Annotated in this window: 10 protein-coding genes; 4 read left to right on the top strand and 6 right to left on the bottom strand. The window is 64.6% G+C overall.

Annotated elements, in window-relative coordinates; translation table 11 throughout:
- The first annotated feature begins 105 nt into the window (after window positions 1-105).
- Window positions 106-2,691, top strand: coding sequence for a TonB-dependent receptor (locus RPR59_RS07785; RefSeq protein ID WP_313912770.1), 2,586 nt, complete (start codon window positions 106-108; stop codon window positions 2,689-2,691).
- A 77-nt stretch (window positions 2,692-2,768) separates the two neighbouring features.
- Entirely contained in the window at window positions 2,769-4,028 is a 1,260-nt protein-coding gene (locus RPR59_RS07790; protein ID WP_313912772.1) for an alpha/beta hydrolase, read from the top strand.
- Here the strand turns inward: RPR59_RS07790 and RPR59_RS07795 are convergent.
- Genes RPR59_RS07795 through RPR59_RS07805 form a run of 3 tightly spaced genes read right to left on the bottom strand, consistent with a single transcriptional unit; the run spans window position 4,025 to window position 8,246 of the window.
- Window positions 4,025-5,467, bottom strand: coding sequence for a mannitol dehydrogenase family protein (locus RPR59_RS07795; protein WP_313912774.1), 1,443 nt, complete (start codon window positions 5,465-5,467; stop codon window positions 4,025-4,027). The genes RPR59_RS07790 and RPR59_RS07795 overlap by 4 nt on opposite strands.
- A gap of 20 nt (window positions 5,468-5,487) precedes the next feature.
- Entirely contained in the window at window positions 5,488-6,903 is a 1,416-nt protein-coding gene (uxaC, locus tag RPR59_RS07800) for a glucuronate isomerase (protein ID WP_313912776.1), read from the bottom strand.
- Window positions 6,900-8,246 (bottom strand): MFS transporter, encoded by a 1,347-nt coding sequence (locus RPR59_RS07805; protein WP_313912778.1) that lies wholly within the window; start codon window positions 8,244-8,246, stop codon window positions 6,900-6,902. Before RPR59_RS07805 ends, uxaC begins: the two co-directional genes overlap by 4 nt.
- A 562-nt stretch (window positions 8,247-8,808) precedes the next feature.
- Between RPR59_RS07805 and RPR59_RS07810 the strand changes: the two genes are divergently transcribed.
- The gene (locus tag RPR59_RS07810) at window positions 8,809-11,295 is read left to right on the top strand and encodes a glycoside hydrolase family 2 TIM barrel-domain containing protein (RefSeq protein ID WP_489753835.1); all 2,487 of its coding nucleotides are present in this window, start codon (window positions 8,809-8,811) and stop codon (window positions 11,293-11,295) included.
- Between the two features lie 169 nt (window positions 11,296-11,464).
- Entirely contained in the window at window positions 11,465-14,242 is a 2,778-nt protein-coding gene (locus tag RPR59_RS07815) for a TonB-dependent receptor (protein ID WP_313912782.1), read from the top strand.
- Window positions 14,243-14,342: 100 nt separating this feature from the next.
- Here the strand turns inward: RPR59_RS07815 and lldD are convergent, their stop codons facing one another.
- The 3 genes from lldD to RPR59_RS07830 are packed head-to-tail and all read right to left on the bottom strand — an operon-like array spanning window position 14,343 to window position 16,563.
- The gene (gene lldD / locus RPR59_RS07820) at window positions 14,343-15,473 is read right to left on the bottom strand and encodes an FMN-dependent L-lactate dehydrogenase LldD (protein ID WP_313912784.1); all 1,131 of its coding nucleotides are present in this window, start codon (window positions 15,471-15,473) and stop codon (window positions 14,343-14,345) included.
- Complete coding sequence (locus tag RPR59_RS07825) at window positions 15,470-15,835, bottom strand: L-rhamnose mutarotase (protein ID WP_313912787.1); 366 nt, start codon at window positions 15,833-15,835, stop codon at window positions 15,470-15,472. Before RPR59_RS07825 ends, lldD begins: the two co-directional genes overlap by 4 nt.
- A complete protein-coding gene (locus RPR59_RS07830; protein WP_313912789.1) occupies window positions 15,832-16,563 on the bottom strand; it encodes an SDR family oxidoreductase in 732 nt (243 codons plus the stop codon). Before RPR59_RS07830 ends, RPR59_RS07825 begins: the two co-directional genes overlap by 4 nt.
- Between the last annotated feature and the right edge of the window lie 15 nt (window positions 16,564-16,578).

Consider the following 16,578-nt stretch of genomic DNA (forward strand, 5'->3'; position numbering starts at 1 on the left):
TCCTAAGTGAAAACTGCTTGACTGAAATACCAGAATGGTTGATTGATATCGTCATAATCCGACGCTGCGCGGCGAAACGCGCGATATCAAGCGGGGAGAGAGGATATGTCTGACAGGATTTTGCTGCTGGCGACGACGGCACTGTTCGGCGCGGGGCTCTGCGCCGCTCCGGCGCAGGCGCAGAGCGCCGAAGACCCGTCGGGGCAATCGGACGATGTTCAGGAGATCGTCGTCACCGGCCTGCGCGGCTCGCTGGAAAGCGCCGCGGCACTGAAGCGAAATTCCAACCAGATCCAGGATTCGATCGTCGCCGAGGATATCGGCAAGCTGCCCGACACCAATATTGCCGAGACGCTGCAGCGCATTCCGGGCGTGCAGATTTCACGCAACACCCGCGGCGAAGGCAATGCCTATGTCATTCACGGGCTGAAGCAGGTGATGACCACGGTGAACGGGCGGGCTCTGTTCGGCACGACTGATCGCGTCGCGCACCTGCTCGATTTCTCCTCGGATATTCTGTCGGGCGTCGACGTGTACAAGACCGCGACCGCCGACCAGATCGAGGGCGGCCTTGGCGGGCTGATCAACATCCATACCGCGCGGCCGTTCGATTTCGACGGCTTCCACGTCGCGCTGACCGGCTCGGCCCTCTATTCCGAATTTCAGGACCGCGCCGGACCGCGCGTTTCGGGTGTCGTGTCGAACCGCTGGGATACCGGCGCGGGTGAGGTTGGCGTTCTCCTTGGCGGCCAGTTCGAGCGCTATTATTCGGCCGGCTATCAGGTTTCGACCAACACCTATGGCGACAACAACACGTTGTTCGACGTCAACGGCAACGGCGTTGCCGGCGAAGATGCCGATACCGTGACGCTGCCCACCCAGGTGCGGCCGCGCTACGAAACCGGTGACCGCGTCCGGTCGGCCGCTTATGGCGCGGTACAGTGGCAGGTCTCTCCCCAGCTCGAACTGCATACCGACGTGCTGTACGAACATTCGGGCGGGCATTCCTTCACCCAGCAGCTATCGGTGCGCACCGACGGTGCGACGGGTATCGGATCGCCGACCTTCAAGGACGGCACCACGGTTCCCGCCACCTATTCGCTCGCCAATCCGCGCATCGATTCGGTGACCGGCGCGTCCGACAATCCCTATGACACGGTCAATATCGCATTCGGCGGCAAATACCAGTCCGGCGCCTTCACGCTGAACGCCGAAGCGTCCTATGTGCGCAGCCAAGGGCCCTTCTATTATCGCAGCGCCACACTGACCACGCGTGGCACCCGCGCCGATATAAGCCTTGAAGGCGACACGCCCGACGTCGCCATTTCCGGCGTCGATGTGAACGATCCTGCGGCATACAGCTCACTGAGCTATTTCGAATATGGCACCTCCGCCGACGGACGTGAGCCGTCGTTCCGCGCGGACGCAACATACGAGATCAAGGATAGCCCGATCACTGCGGTAATGGGCGGTTTCCGCTGGGCGCATCACCGCGCGATCTACGACTTCTTTTCGGCCGGATCGAGCGCGATGAACCAGCCGATTTCAGCGGTCACCAATCCGACGCTCGACGATCTGTTCACCGATCAGGATGTGTCGACCAACCAGTGGCTGGCGATGGACGGCGTGTTCATGAAGGACGCCGCCCGCACGCGCACGCTGTTCGGCCTGCCGCTTGACAACGCCGCGAATGATCCCGGAAGCCATTACGACTATCGCGAGACCACGCTCGCTGGGTATCTCGAGGGCAGGTTCGCCTTCAATGTCGGATCGCTCCCGGTCGATGGCAATTTCGGCGTTCGCTATGTCCGCACCGATGGCGAGCAGACCGTGCTCGTCGCCGATGACAACGGCGATTATCAGCCGCTGACGGGCGGCGAGCCCTATGACAACTGGCTGCCCAGCGTAAACGTCCGGTTCAAGTTCACGCCCGACCTGTTCTTCCGTCTTGCCTATTCCAAGGCGATTACCCGGCCCGATTTCGGCAATCTGTCGCCGGCGGTCATCCTCAATCCGGTCAGCCTGACCGCCAGCGCGGGCAACCCGGCACTGAGACCGACCCAGGCCGACCAGTATGACGCCTCGCTGGAATATTATTTCGGGCGCTCGAATTATGCCGCGGTGTCGGTGTTCCAGAAGGACGTCACCGGCTTCATTCAGAAATTCTACGCCGACGAACAGATCAACGGCGAGACCTATTCGGTCAGCCGCCCGCGCAACAGCGGCAATGGCCGCATTCGCGGGTTCGAGGTCAGCTATCAGCAGTTCTTCGACTTCCTGCCGGGACCGTTCGACGGCCTCGGCTTCCAGGGTAACTATACCTATGTCGACAGCGCGCTCGACGTGATCGACATCCCGCAGCGCGTACCCGCCGACCAGTTGTCGAAGAATTCGTACAACCTGACCGGAATCTATGAGAAGGGGCCGATTTCGCTCCACGTTTCGTACAACTGGCGGTCGAAGAGCGTGCAGAGCAATTCGGCCAGTGAATTCGGCACTTTGTGGAACGCGCCGCAGGAATCGCTCGACCTTTCGGCGACCTATTACGTCACCGACTGGCTTTCGATCAAAGCCGATATGGTCAACGCCACGGTCGCCTATCAGAACCAATATTACGGCACGCCAATGCGGCCGACGCTATCGAACCAGCTCGACCGTTCGTACCAGCTCGGCTTTCACGTGAACTTCTGACCTTGTCGGAAGCAAAAGGGGGATCGGGTCGGAAGCGCGCTGGCGCCTCCGGCCCGTCTCTGTCTTAAGGAGGGGCGATGAGTTTTCGCATCGCGATCGCCTTGACCATGATGCTCGCCGCAATCGCTCCGGCCGCAGCGCAGCTCGACGGGAATTTCGACGAGGCGAAGGTGCCGTCCTATGTGCTGCCCGACCCGTTGGAGACTTCCGACGGCGCGGCGGTAAAGAGCGTGCAGCAATGGGAGGGCGAACGAAGGCCCGAACTGCTGGGGCTGTTTCGCGATACCATTTACGGTGCCGCGCCGCCCCCGCCGCATGACATGCGCTTCGTAGTCACCGACCGCGATGATCGCGCGCTCGGCGGACTGGCGATCCGCAAGCAGGTGACGATCCTGCTCGACGGCACCGAGCGCGGGCCGCAGACCTCGGTCCTCATCTATCTACCCGCTCGCGCGAAGGGGCCGGCGCCGGTCTTTGTCGGGCTGAACTTTCACGGCAATCAGGCGGTCGCGGCCGATCCCGCCATCGCCATCGCGACGAGTTGGGTGGCCGCGCCGGGCGAGGGGATCGTCAAGCATCATGCTACTGCGCGGTCGCGCGGAATCGAGTCCGCCCAGTGGCCCCTGCGCCAGATCCTTGAAGCCGGCTACGGCGTCGCCACCTATTTTCCGGGCGATCTCTATCCCGACGGCGACGGTATGGTCGCTCAGAGCGTCCAGCCGCATTATGGCACCAGTCCGTCCGATCCGTCGCATTGGGGCGCGATCGCGACATGGGCCTGGGGGCTGAGCCGGGTCTATGACTATCTCGCCACCGACGCTGCGGTCGATGCCTCGCGCGTGATCGTCATCGGCCATTCGCGTTATGGCAAGGCGGCCTTGTGGGCGGGCGCACGCGATCCGCGCTTCGCCATGGTCGTTTCGAACGATTCGGGTAATGGCGGAGCCGCGCTCTACCGGCGGCGGTTCGGCGAGACGATCCGGGTGATGAACGATTACTGGTTTGCGCCGCGCTTCAAGACCTATGCGCGGCACGAGGATGCGCTGCCGATCGACGCGCACGAACTGATCGCGCTCATCGCGCCGCGGCCGGTCTATGTCGCGAGCGCGACCGGGGATCTGTGGTCGGACCCCAAGGGCGAATTCCTGGCCGCGCGCGGCGCCGATCCGGTCTATCATCTCTACGGGATGAAGGGGCTGGAGGCCGACGCGATGCCGGCGCCCGACCGATCGGTCGGGCGCCGGATCGGCTATCACATCCGCGCCGGAAAACACGATATCACCGCCGAGGACTGGGCGAAGTATATCGCCTTCGCCGACCGCGAACTGGCGCGCTAGGCCTTCGCCAGCGCCGCCAGCGCGCCGTCACGTTCGAGAACCGTCAGCCAACTGGTCAGCGCGGCGGTGAATGCCGCATCCTCAGCCAGTCCGGCGGGAAAGATGGCGTCGAGGGCGAGGAGCGCCCTAACGCGCGCCTCGGAACTGGTACATCCGTCGAGCGCGGCGGCGGTCCGGTCGGCCATGGGGTCGTCGACCGGATAGGTTTCGCCGGCATCGTCGACGCCTTCCTGCCAGCGCATCCATGCGGCGACCGCGAGGGTTAGGGCGGGCGAAGCCTGCCCGGCCTTGCGCCGTGCGGCGATGGTGGCGAGCAGGCGCTGGGGCAGTTTCTGCGATCCGTCCATGGCGATCTGGCGGGTGCGGTGGTGGAGCGCGGCGTTGGCGAAGCGCGCCATCAACTCGGCGCGATAGGCGGCGATGTCGAGCCCCGGCGGCGGCGTGAGCGTGGCTTGCGCCTCGTCCCACAGCGTCTCGACAAAGCGCCGCGCATCGTCGCGCGCGATCATCTGATGGATGAAATCGACGCCCGCCAGCCCGCCGAGATAGGCGAGCCCGGAATGCGCGCCGTTGAGGAGGCGCAGCTTGGCGTCCTCCCAGGGCGGCACGGCATCGGTGAGTTGCACGCCGAGCGCCGCGAAGTCGGGACGCGGGCCGGCGAACCGGTCCTCGATCACCCATTGGGTGAACGGCTCGGTCTTGACCATGCCGCGATCCTCGACCCCCAGCATCTCGGACAGCGCGGCGATGTCACCTGGTGTGGTCGCGGGCACGATGCGGTCGACCATCGTCTGCGGGAATGCCCCTTGCGTCTCGATCCAGTCGGCAAGCTTGCCGTCATGCGCGCGCGCCATGGTGAGCACCGCGCGCGCAAGCCGCCGACCGTTGTGCGGCAGGTTGTCGCAACTGATCGCGGTGAACGGCGGCAGGCCCGCCGCCTTGCGCTTCGCCAGCCCCGCGACGATCAGCCCCGGCACCGTCTTCGGCGCGGCGAGATTGGCGAGGTCGGCGGCGATATCGCTGTCGTCCTCGCGGAGATTACCGGTCGCGGGGTCGAGCTTATAGCCCTTCTCGGTCACCGTCAGCGTGACGATATGCGTGTCGGGGTCGGCGAGCGCGTCGACCACCGCCGCCGGGTCGTCGGGCGCGACGAGCACGCGCGCCACCGCGCCGATGACGCGGATGTCTTCGGCGTCCCCATCGCGCACGACCAATCTGTAAAGCCCGTCCTGCGGCGCGAGCTGGTCGTGGACGCTGGCCGACCGCAGCGAGACACCGGTAATCCCCCAGCGCAGGTCGCCGGCGTCCAGCGCAGCATCGAACACGGCCGCCTGATGCGCGCGGTGGAACGCACCGATGCCGAGATGGACGACACCGTGCTTGACCGCCGAGCGATCATATCCGGGCCGGGCGACACCCGCGGGAAGGCCAGAAAGCATGGTTTCGCAAAGGCGCCTGCTCACAGCTTATAGGCCTTCCTGACGAGGTCGTAGGTGAGGGCGTGCGCAACCTCGTGCGCTTCGTCCTCGGGCAGGCGGTGCTCGGCGACGAGACGGGCGAGGAAGGCGCAGTCCATCCGCCGTGCGACGTCGTGCCGCGCCGGGATCGAGAGGAAGGCGCGCGTGTCGTCGTTGAACCCGACGGTGTTGTAGAAGCCGGCCGTCTCCGTCGCGCGCTCGCGGAAGCGGCGCATCCCTTCGGGGCTGTCGTGAAACCACCAGGGCGGGCCGAGCTTGAGTGCCGGGTAGTGCCCGGCGAGCGGGGCGAGTTCGCGGCTGTAGCTGTCCTCGTCGAGGGTGAAGATGACGACCGACAGCTTCGGGTCCGAGCCATAGCGGCCCAGGAGCGGCTGGAGCGCGGTCACATAGTCGGTCTGGGTCGGGATGTCGGCGCCCTTGTCGCGGCCGAAGGCGCGCATCACCAGGTCGTTATGGTTGCGGTGCGCGCCAGGATGGATCTGCAGCACCATGCCGTCCTCGATGCTCATCCGCGCCATTTCGGTAAGCATCTGGCCGCGAAACAGCTCGGCCTCGGCCGCGCTGAAATCGCCCGAGCGTATCTTCGCATAGAGCTTTTCCGCATCGGCCGGCGACAGGTCGGCGGTGGTCGCCGTCGGGTGGCCGTGGTCGCTCGCGGTCGCGCCGCCCACCTCGCGGAAATAGGCGCGGCGGTTGCGATGCGCGTCCAGATAGCCGGACCAGGTGGCGACGTCTTCGCCCGTGATCTCGCCCAGCCTGTCGACATTGTCGGCAAAGCCCTCATAATCGGGATCGACCACGGCGTCGGGGCGGTAGGTGGTGATGACCCGGCCCTGCCAGCCGCTCGCGGCGATGCTGCGGTGATGATCGAGCGGGTCGAGCGCGCTTTCGGTGGTGGCGATCGCCTCGATATTGAACCGCTCGAACAGCGCGCGCGGGCGAAACGCATCGGTGGCGAGCGCGGCGCCGATCGCGTCGTAATAGCGGTCCGCATTCTCCGCCGAGAGTATCTCGGTCATGCCGAACATCTCGGCAAACACCCAGTCGAGCCACATCCGCGATGGCGTGCCGCGGAAGAGGTAATAGTTTTCGGCGAAGCGCCGCCAGATGGCGCGGTGGTCCTGCTCGGTTTGCCCGCCGTCGACGCGGGGCACGCCCAGATCCTCCAGCTTCACCCCCTGGCTGAACAGCATCCGAAAGACGTAGTGGTCGGGGATGATGAGCAGACTCGCCGCGTCCTCGAACGGCCGGTTCTCGTCGAACCACGCCGGGTCGGTATGGCCGTGCGGGCTGATGATCGGCAGGCCCGCGATTTCCGCATAGAGCCGCCGCGCGATGTCGCGGGTCGTCGGTTCGGCCGGGAACAGGCGGTCGGGATGAAGGGTCAAAGCAGTCATTGGATATTCTCGATTTGCTCGGGAGTAAGGGCGGAATAGCGCGGCAGGATCAGATGGATGACCGCCAGCGCGATGAGATAGGCGCAGGCCGCGACGAGGAAGATGGGTTCATAGCTGCCGACGAGTTCGAGGATCAGCCCAGCATACTTGGCGAGCAGCATGCTGCCAACCGCGCCGGCAAGGCCGCCGAGCCCGATTACCGACCCCGCCATGCGCCGGGGAAACAGGTCTCCGGGCAGCGCGAACAGGTTGGCCGAGAAGCCCTGATGGCCCGCGCAGGCAAGCCCGATCAGCGCAATCGCGACCCAGATCGACGACGCATAGGCGGCAAAGGCGATCGGCAGCGTGCAAAGCGCCATGCAGAGATAGGCGATCTTGCGCGAACCATTCACCGACCTGCCACGGCCGAGCAGCTTCGACGAGATCAGCCCGCCGAGAATCGAGCCGCCGTCCGCCATCAGATAGATGGCGACCAGCGGCGGACCGAATTCGAGCATGGTCAGCCCGAACTGTTTGTTGAAGAAATCGGGCAGCCAGAACAGAAACACCCACCAGACGGGGTCGATCAGGAACCGACCCGCCATATAGGCCCAGGTCTGGCGCAGCTTGAGCAACGCGCGGAACGAGGCGGGCTCGGCATGGGGCTGGGGTTCCGAGCGGATATATTCGAGTTCCTCGCGAGACACGCGCGGATGCCGATCGGGCGAGCGGTAGAAGGCGAGCCAGGCGATGACCCAGATCACGGTCAGCGCGCCGCTCGCGATGAACGCCCAGCGCCAGCCGAACGCCGCGGCGATCAACGGCACGAGGAGCGGCGTCACGATCGCGCCGACATTCGAGCCGGCATTGAAGATGCCGATGGCGAGCGCGCGCTCGCGCCGGGGAAACCATTCGTTGGTCGCGGCGAGCGCGGCAGGAAAGGTCGCCGCTTCGCCGATGGCGAGCGGGATGCGCGCCCAGATCATCCCCGCCGTGCTGGTGAAGGCGATATGGAGCACATGGCCGATCGTCCAGATCGTGACCGCCAGCGCATAGCCGACCCGCGCGCCGACCCGGTCCATCACCCGGCCCGCGAGGACATAGGAAAGACCATAGGCAAGCGAGAAGTAGAAGGTGAGATCGGCATAGCCGGTTTCCGACCAGTCATACTGCGTCGCAAGCTCGGGCTTGAGCACCGCGATGACGAGCCGGTCGATATAGCTGAGGACGACCGCGAAGAAGAGGAGGCCGCAGACGATCCAGCGCACCTTTCCCGAGGGTTTCGGCACGCCCGGACCGGTCGAATCCGATGGCGCTTCAGAGATTTCGGGCTCGTTCAGGGCGTCCTGGGTTGCCGGCACCATGCTTCTTTCCGTCATCCTCTCGGTCGCGCCCGCTGCGTAGCATATCGACGTGCGGCGCTTGTGTTGGGGGTTATCGTCGAGCCGGGGGCGGATCTGTGAACCGTCCGACTGCGCAAATGGCGGCGCTGTCCCGGCTCGACGGGGATAGGGAAAAGGAGATTCCATCTCGGCCGCCCGGCATCTGTCGGCTGCGGTTGATGCCGGTGAAGAAATATCTCATAATCTATCTGATATCACAACGGGCTTGGGTTGGGCAACTACATGCCGTCTCGAACTCGTGATTAAACGGGAATCGCAGAATTACAGAGAGGGTAGCGTTATCATGAACCTCCGCCCGAAATCGCCTCATCGCCGGCATTTCCCCCGGTTCTTCTGCTGGTTGCTCGTGTTGACCGCCCTGGGCGCGGTAGCGCGTCCGGCCTCCGCCGAGGCATCCCATACCCATACCGCACCCGGTCGCGTTGCGCAAAATTTATCAGACGGGTGGCGCTTCCATCTCGGACAACCAGAGGCCGATCCTCGCGCCGCCGGGTTCGATGACAGGCGCTGGCAGCGCGTTTCGGTGCCGCATAACTGGAACCGGATCGGCAATTATGATGAGACGCGACGCTCCGATGCCGACACGACGCGCGGCATCGGCTGGTATCGGCTGCGCTTCACCGCGCCGCCGGCCGATGGTCGCCGCGCCTATCTGCAGTTCGACGCCGCCAGCATCATCGCTGATGTGTGGCTCAATGGGGAGAAGCTCGGGCGGCACGAAGGCGCTTTCTCGCGCTTCCGCCTCGATGCGACCGATGCGCTTCGCGAGGGCGACAATGTGCTCGCCGTGCGCGTCGATAATTCGGCGCCCGATCCGGGGAGCGCGACAGCGAACATCGTGCCGATCTCCGGTGACTTCTTCATGTATGGCGGGCTCTATCGACCGGTGTCGCTGATCCGCGTCGGCCAGGCGCATGTCGAGTTGCAGGATTATGGCAGCGCGGGCGTGTATGAACGGGTGCTCGCGCTCGATGACCGGTCGGCCCGGGTGGCCGTTCGCACCGAGCTTCGCAACGATGCCAAGCGCGACGGCGTCTTTCGGCTGGTCACCACCATCCGCGATGCGTCGGGTCGAGCGGTTGCAAGCGACAGGCAGGATGTGTCGCTTGCCGCCGGCGCTGCGCGCTCGGTATCGGCCGAATTGTCGATCGCCGATCCGCGCCGCTGGGACGGACGGCGCGATCCCTATCTCTATCGCACCACCGTCGAGTTGCGCGACCCCAGCGGCGCATTGCTCGACCGCGTCGAGCAGCCGCTCGGACTGCGAACGATCCGCGTCGACGCCGACAAGGGATTCTTCCTCAACGACCGGCACGTGGAACTGCACGGCGTCACCCGTCATCAGGACAGGCTCGACAAGGGCTGGGCGCTGAGCCGGAACGATCATGCCGAGGACATGCGGCTGATCGAGGAACTCGGCGCCAATACCATCAGGCTGTCGCACTATAACCAGGCGCAGCCCTTCTATGACCTCGCCGACCGGCACGGCATGATCCTGTGGGCGGAGCTTGGCCTGGTCAATCTGACCGCACCCAAGGGCGAAAAAGACATGCCGCCGGCGATGATGGCGAGTGCGCGCCGGCAACTGAAGGAACTGATCCGGCAGAATTACAACCACCCTTCGGTCGGCTTCTGGTCGATCGGCAACGAGGTGACCAACTGGTCGTCCAAGGGGCTGACGCCCAAAGGCGGCGCGCGGGCCGCGATGGAAGCGCTCGACCGGGTCGCCAAAGCCGAGGATGCGACGCGCCCCACGACGCTGGCGGTATGCTGCGAACCGCTTCCCGGCGAAATCGACAAGGGGCAGGAGCGGACATCCGGCAGCGCCGACACGGTCGGTTACAACCTCTATCTCGGCTGGTATTCGACGGGCCATGTCGAGGATGCGGCCCGGCTGGGCGACGTGATGGGGGGCTTGCACGCCGAACATCCGGGACTTCCCATCGGCGTCGGCGAATATGGCGGCGGCGGTGCGGTCACCCAGCACACCGACAATGTCCGTGGCGGCAAGCTGGAGAGCATTTCGCGCCCGCAGCCCGAAGAGGCCGAAGCCGCGATCCATGAATTGTCGTGGAAGGCGCTCGAACCGCTCGATTTCCTGTGGGGCAGCTATGTCTGGCAGATGTTCGATTCGACGAGCGACCTCCGGCAGGAGGGCGATTCGAGCGACATCAACACCAAGGGTCTGGTGACCTTCGACCGCAAGACGAAGAAGGATGCCTATTATTTCTATCAGGCGGCGTGGCGGACCGACGCGCCGATCCTCCATCTCGCGGAGCGGCACTATGTCGATCGCGCCTATCGCACCGTCGATGTCCGCGCATACAGCAATGCCGCGCGGGCCGAACTGACGCTCAATGATCGGGCGATCGGGAGCGCGCGATGCGCGGATCATGTCTGCGTCTGGCCGAAGGTGCGCCTCGCAATGGGTGTGAACCGGTTGCGCGCCAGCGCCGAGCGGGACGGGCGGATCGCGACCGACGCGATCGCCTGGACCTATGACGGGCCGGAGCGCGCGCTCCACGTTCGGGCCGGAACGCTGACGGGCGTGCGGCTGGCCAACGGCACGCGCTATGGCTCCGACAATTATTTCGACGGCGGCACCGGACACACGCTCAACCCGTTCAAGCGCGAGCTGTATGCCGGCGACGGCAGCAACACCAATCCGCCCAAAAAGGTGGTCGGGACCGAAACGCCGGAACTGTACGCAAGCTGGCGCGCGGCGCAGCGGTTCGGGTATGACCTGCCGGTGCCGGACGGTGAATACCGGGTGGTCATCCACCTGTTCGAACCCGAGGGCCTGAAACCCGGCGAGCGCGTATTTTCGGTCACCGCGAGCGGCGGCGAAACCCGCCGCGGCATCGACCCCGCGCGGCTGGCGGGTGGGACGCTGCGCGCTGCGACGATTCGCATGACGGGCGCCGCGCGGAACGGTGTGCTGCGGCTCGATTTCGCGGCCGATCGCGGCGAAGCACTGGTCTCGGCGATCGACGTGCTGCCGCGCGACTGACAAGAATTTCAGCTTTCGTCAGGAACTTCTCAACCGTGTTGCAGTGGGCGTGCGGGTGGCGCGCGACCGCTGCGATTCGCCATTGCATAGAATTTCATCCGCGCTATTCTGATATCTCAATGGATGAAGATGACATCTGAATGTCACGGTCCAGGAGAGGAGATAGACGATGAAAGTCACCACCAAACTTCTATGCGGAATCGCCGCTTGCGCCGTGATGGCGGGGGGCGCCGCCCCGGCCCTGGGGCAGGACGCCGGGCAGCAGGGCGACACTGCGCAACCGGCGTCCGCTCCAACTGACGATGGGAACGGACGGCCGGTTGTCGACGTCCAGTCGAGACCCTCGGCAGCCGATGCGACGCAGGAAATCGTCGTCACCGGTATCCGCGGCAGCATTTCACGCGCATTGGAAATCAAACGCGAATCGATCAATGTCGTTGACTCGATCACTTCGGAAGATCTCGGCAAATTGCCCGATCAGAATGTCGCGGAATCGTTGCAGCGCATCCCCGGCGTCACCATCGAGCGCAATCGCGGCGACGGCCAGTTCGTGTCGGTGCGCGGCCTCGGTCCCGATTTCAACGCCGTTACGCTTAACGGCCGTACGCTGGCCACCGACAATGTCGGCCGGGCATTCAGCTTCGACGTTTTGCCGTCCGAACTGATCGCGGGGGCCGATGTCTATAAGAGCCCGACTGCGGCGATCAATGGCGCGAGTATCGGCGCCACCGTCAATATTCGCACGATCCGACCGCTCGACCAGAATGAGCATGTCGTCGCGGCATCGGCACGCGCCGATTATAGCGAGTTGCGCGACGCGTTCAGCCCGAATCTGTCGACGCTGGTCAGCGTGCGCAACGAAGCCGGAACGTTCGGCGTCGCCATCTCCGCCTCGTACATTAATCGCAAGACCCGCGACGATGAATTCACCATTGGTGCGGGCCATGTGAAGCGGTCGAGTACCGATGGCGGCTATTTCGAGGGACGCCTCGGCCCTGATGTCGACGATTTCACGAATGTCGATACGCCGTCGAATCTGTCGCCCTTCTTCGTCGTTTCGGACAAGGAGCGGTTCGGCCTGTCGGGCACGGTGCAGCTCAAGCCGACGGACAATCTGCTGTTCACGCTCGACACGCTCTACACGCATCTCGACCAACTCGATCTTTATACCGGTCTGGCCTACGATTTCAGCGGCGGCACGCTGGTCGATCAGGTGCTCGAAGGAAATTCTGCGGTCTATCAGAAGCTCGAGGGCGGCTTCGTCGACGAGATCATCCAGCGCACGCCGCGCAAGTCCGACACCTTCCTGATCGGGTTGAACACCGAATGGAACAAGGGGCCGCTCGATCTCGCGGTCGACGTCAGCTATTCGAAGGCGAGCCTGAATGGCAGGACCGGTAATTATTTTACCACGATCCGCCGCACGGGCATGACCATGTGGTATGATCGGCGCTCGGGCAACCCGATTTACGATTATGGCTTCTCCAGCCCCGATTACGCCGACGCGCCGATCGACCTGGAACATATCGGCGCGCACTATTTCATCGACGGCGGCGATTTGCGCACCGACAAGACCTTCGAAGCGAAAATCGACGGCAGCTATGAGGTCAGCGATGCGCTGACCCTCCACGCCGGTGTGTCGCGCCAGACGCGCGACAAGGACCAGGACGCCTATTCGCAATCGTTCGGCGGACAATGTGCCTTTTGCGGCGGCACGCTTTATTATCCGATGCCCTCGGGCCTGTTCCACGCCACCGACATGAACTTCTTCAGCAAGTACGGGGGCGGCAACATCGTCCGCGACTGGGTCGGCTATGATCCGCTCGAACTGATCCGCTCGCTGCAGGACTACCGCACCGCGGACGGTGAATCGCTGTACGAATTTCCGCACTACGACCCGGCGCAGAGTTCGCTGGTCACCGAGCGCGTCTGGCTCGGTTATCTGATGGCGGACTGGAAGACCGATATCGGCGGAATGCCGCTCGCGGTGAACGCTGGCGTGCGGGTCGAAGACACGCACTTCACCTCGGCCGGCGCGGCGCAGACCATTCTGAGCGCGCGGCCGAACGGTCAGGGTCAGAACATCATCGAAGTGTCGGACGTGGTGCCGATCGACTTTGACGGCCACTATACCGATGTCCTGCCGTCGATGAACGTGCGGCTCGACCTCACCGACAATCTGTTGCTGCGCTTTGCCGCGTCGAAGGTGATGACGCGCCCGACGCTCGACGACCTGTCGCCGGCGCAGAGCATCCAGACCAACCCCGGCAACGAGACGATCCGCCGCGGCAATCCCGACCTGCTGCCGTTCCGCGCCAAGCAGGCGGAAATCGGGCTCGAATGGTATTTCCAGCAGCTCGGCGTGCTGTCGGCGACGGCGTTCTATAAAGATATCGATTCGTTCGTATCGCTGCAGACCACGCCGCAACAGGTCGATCAGGTAATATTCCAGGTGACCCAGCCGGCCAATGGCGAGGGCGCCAAGGTTAAGGGTGTCGAGGTCGGCTATCGCCAGACGTTCGATTTCCTGCCCGGCGCGTTCAGCGGACTCGGCGCGGAAGCGAGCTACACCTATGTCGACAGCACCGCCAACTATGCCAACGATGTTACCGGTGTGCGCTATGGCCTCGAAGGATTGTCGCCCAACAGCTATACGCTGGTCGGCTTTTACGAAAAGGGGCCGGTTCAGGCGCGCGTTGCCTATACCTGGCGCGACCGTTTCCTGCAGGTGGCGAACGGGCGCAACGGCGATCCCGAATATTTCGACGCATATGGTCAGCTCGACGCCAGCCTGACGATCGCATTGACCGACAATCTGTCGCTCACGGCGAATGCGCTCAACCTGACCGATTCGAACGAGTTCATCTATTCGACCACGACCGACCGGACCAAGGAGTATCGCACGACCGGACGGCGCTATTCGCTCGGTGTCCGCGCGCGCTTCTGAACGCGCGGAAGCTCCGTCTCTCCCCGCTTGGGCGCGTGCCTCCCCGGCACGCGCCCATTCTTTTACGGACAGGTGGACGATCAGGGTGGCGGGGCGCCGCTCAGGCGAGGATAGAGCGGCCGATCTCGGCGATGTTGCGTGTGCCGGTCAGCGCCATGGCGACGCGCATTTCCTTTTCGATGAGATCGAGCAATTGCGTGACACCGGCCTCGCCATCGGCGGCAAGCGCATAGAGCCAGGCGCGGCCGAGCAACACTCCCTTCGCACCAAGCGCCAGCATTCGCACCACATCGAGGCCCGAGCGCACGCCCGAGTCCGCAAGCACGGTGAGCCGGTCGCCGACCGCATCGGCGATGGCGGGTAGCGCGCGTGCCGAGGACAAAGCGCCGTCGAGCTGGCGGCCGCCATGGTTGGAGACGACGATGCCGTTGGCGCCGATCGCCGCCGCCTTGCGCGCGTCTTCGGGATCGAGAATGCCCTTGATGATCAGCGGGCCGTCCCATTCGGCGCGAATCCAGTCGAGATCCTTCCACGCGATCGACGGATCGAAATTGGCGCCGAGCCAGCCCATATAGTCGTTCATGCCGCTTGCCTTGCCCAGCACCGGCTCAAGATTGCCGAGGCGGTGGGGGCGGCCCATCAGACCGACGTCCCATGCCCAACGGGGATGGGTCATCGCCTGCAGTACGCGGCGCAACGGCGCGTTCGGTCCCGACATGCCCGAATGGGCATCGCGGTAGCGTGCGCCCGGCACCGGCATGTCGACGGTGAAGACCAGCGCCTCGGCGCCCTTTTCCCGTGCGGTCGCAAGCAGGTCGCGCATGAAGGCGCGGTCGCGGATGACATAGAGCTGGAACCAGATCGGCTCGGGCACCGCACGCGTCAGTTCGTCGAGCGAGCAGATGCCGACGGTCGACAGACAGAAGGGGAGGCCGGCCCTCGACGCCGCGCGCGCCGCCTGCACCTCGCCGCGGCGGCGGAACATGCCGCTGATACCGACAGGCCCGAGCGCAACCGGCATCGGCACGCGGCGGCCGAACCAATCGGTCGACAGGTCCAGATCGGCGACGTCGCGCAGTACGCGCTGGCGTAGCGCGATGCCCGACAGATCGGCGACGTTGCGTTCCAGCGTTGCCTCGGCATAGGCGCCGCCATCGGCATAATGGAACAGGAAGGGCGGGAGGCGGCGCTTCGCGGCCTCGCGAAAGTCCAGCGTCGAGGAGACGATCACCGGCCGTCGAGCCCCCGATGATCGGCCAGACGGAAGATGCGATCCATTTCGATCCAGCTGCCGTCCGGGCCGGCGGCGGGAACAGGCTTCTGGAACCGCGCCATCTTCTCGACCCAGCGCATCACCGCCGGATTGGCGGCGTCGGCCTTTGCCTTGGCGGCGGCATCATAGTCTTCGGTCACGTCCATAATCATGAACAGTCTATCGCCGGCGCGATAGATTTCCATATTGGCGATGCCGGCGTCGCGGATCGACTGGATGACGGCCGGGTCCGAATTGCCGACCGCATGAAAGCGCTCATATTCGGCAATCAGATCGGTATCGTCGACCAGATCAAGGGCGAGGCAGACGCGCTCCGTCATGTGTTCGCCCAGCCGCCGTCGATCACGTTGATCGTGCCGGTGGTGTAGGAGGAAAGATCGCTGGCGAGATAGAGCGCGAGTTCGGCGATCTCGTTCGCGCTGCCGAGGCGGCCCATCGGCTGGCGGGCGACGAAATCGGCGCGTGCCTTGTCGGCGTCGCCGGTCGCTGCCATGCGCTCGTCGAGCGAAGGCGACTGCACCGTGCCCGGACAGATCGCATTGCAGCGAATGCCCTGTTTCACATAATCGGCGGCGACCGACTTGGTCAGCCCGACCACCGCCGCCTTGGACGCGCCATAGACGAAGCGGCCCGGCACCGCGATCACCGATCCCGCCACCGACGACATGTTGACGATCGACCCGCCGCCCTTTTCAATCATGCCGGGCAGCACCGCGCGGATCATGCGATAGGCCGATTTTACGTTGAGATCGAACGAGAAATCATAGTCAGCCTCGTCGCAATCGAGGATCGCGCCGGCGTGGACGAAGCCGGCGCAGTTGAACAGCGCATCGACCGCGCCGACCTTTGCGGCGAAGGCCCTGATCGCTTCGCCGTCGAGCAGGTCGACAACATGGGTTTCGCACCCACCCAGCGTCGCCAGCGCCTTGCCGTTGATGTCGGCGGCATGGACATGCGCCCCTTCGCGCGCGAACAGTTCGGCGCTGGCCCGGCCAATGCCCTGGCCGGCGGCGGTGACGATGACGGTCTTGTTTTCGAGGCGCTTCATGCGGCTTGCTGTCCT

This window comes from Stakelama saccharophila, assembly GCF_032229225.1.
GTDB classification, from domain to species: domain Bacteria; phylum Pseudomonadota; class Alphaproteobacteria; order Sphingomonadales; family Sphingomonadaceae; genus Sphingomonas; species Sphingomonas saccharophila.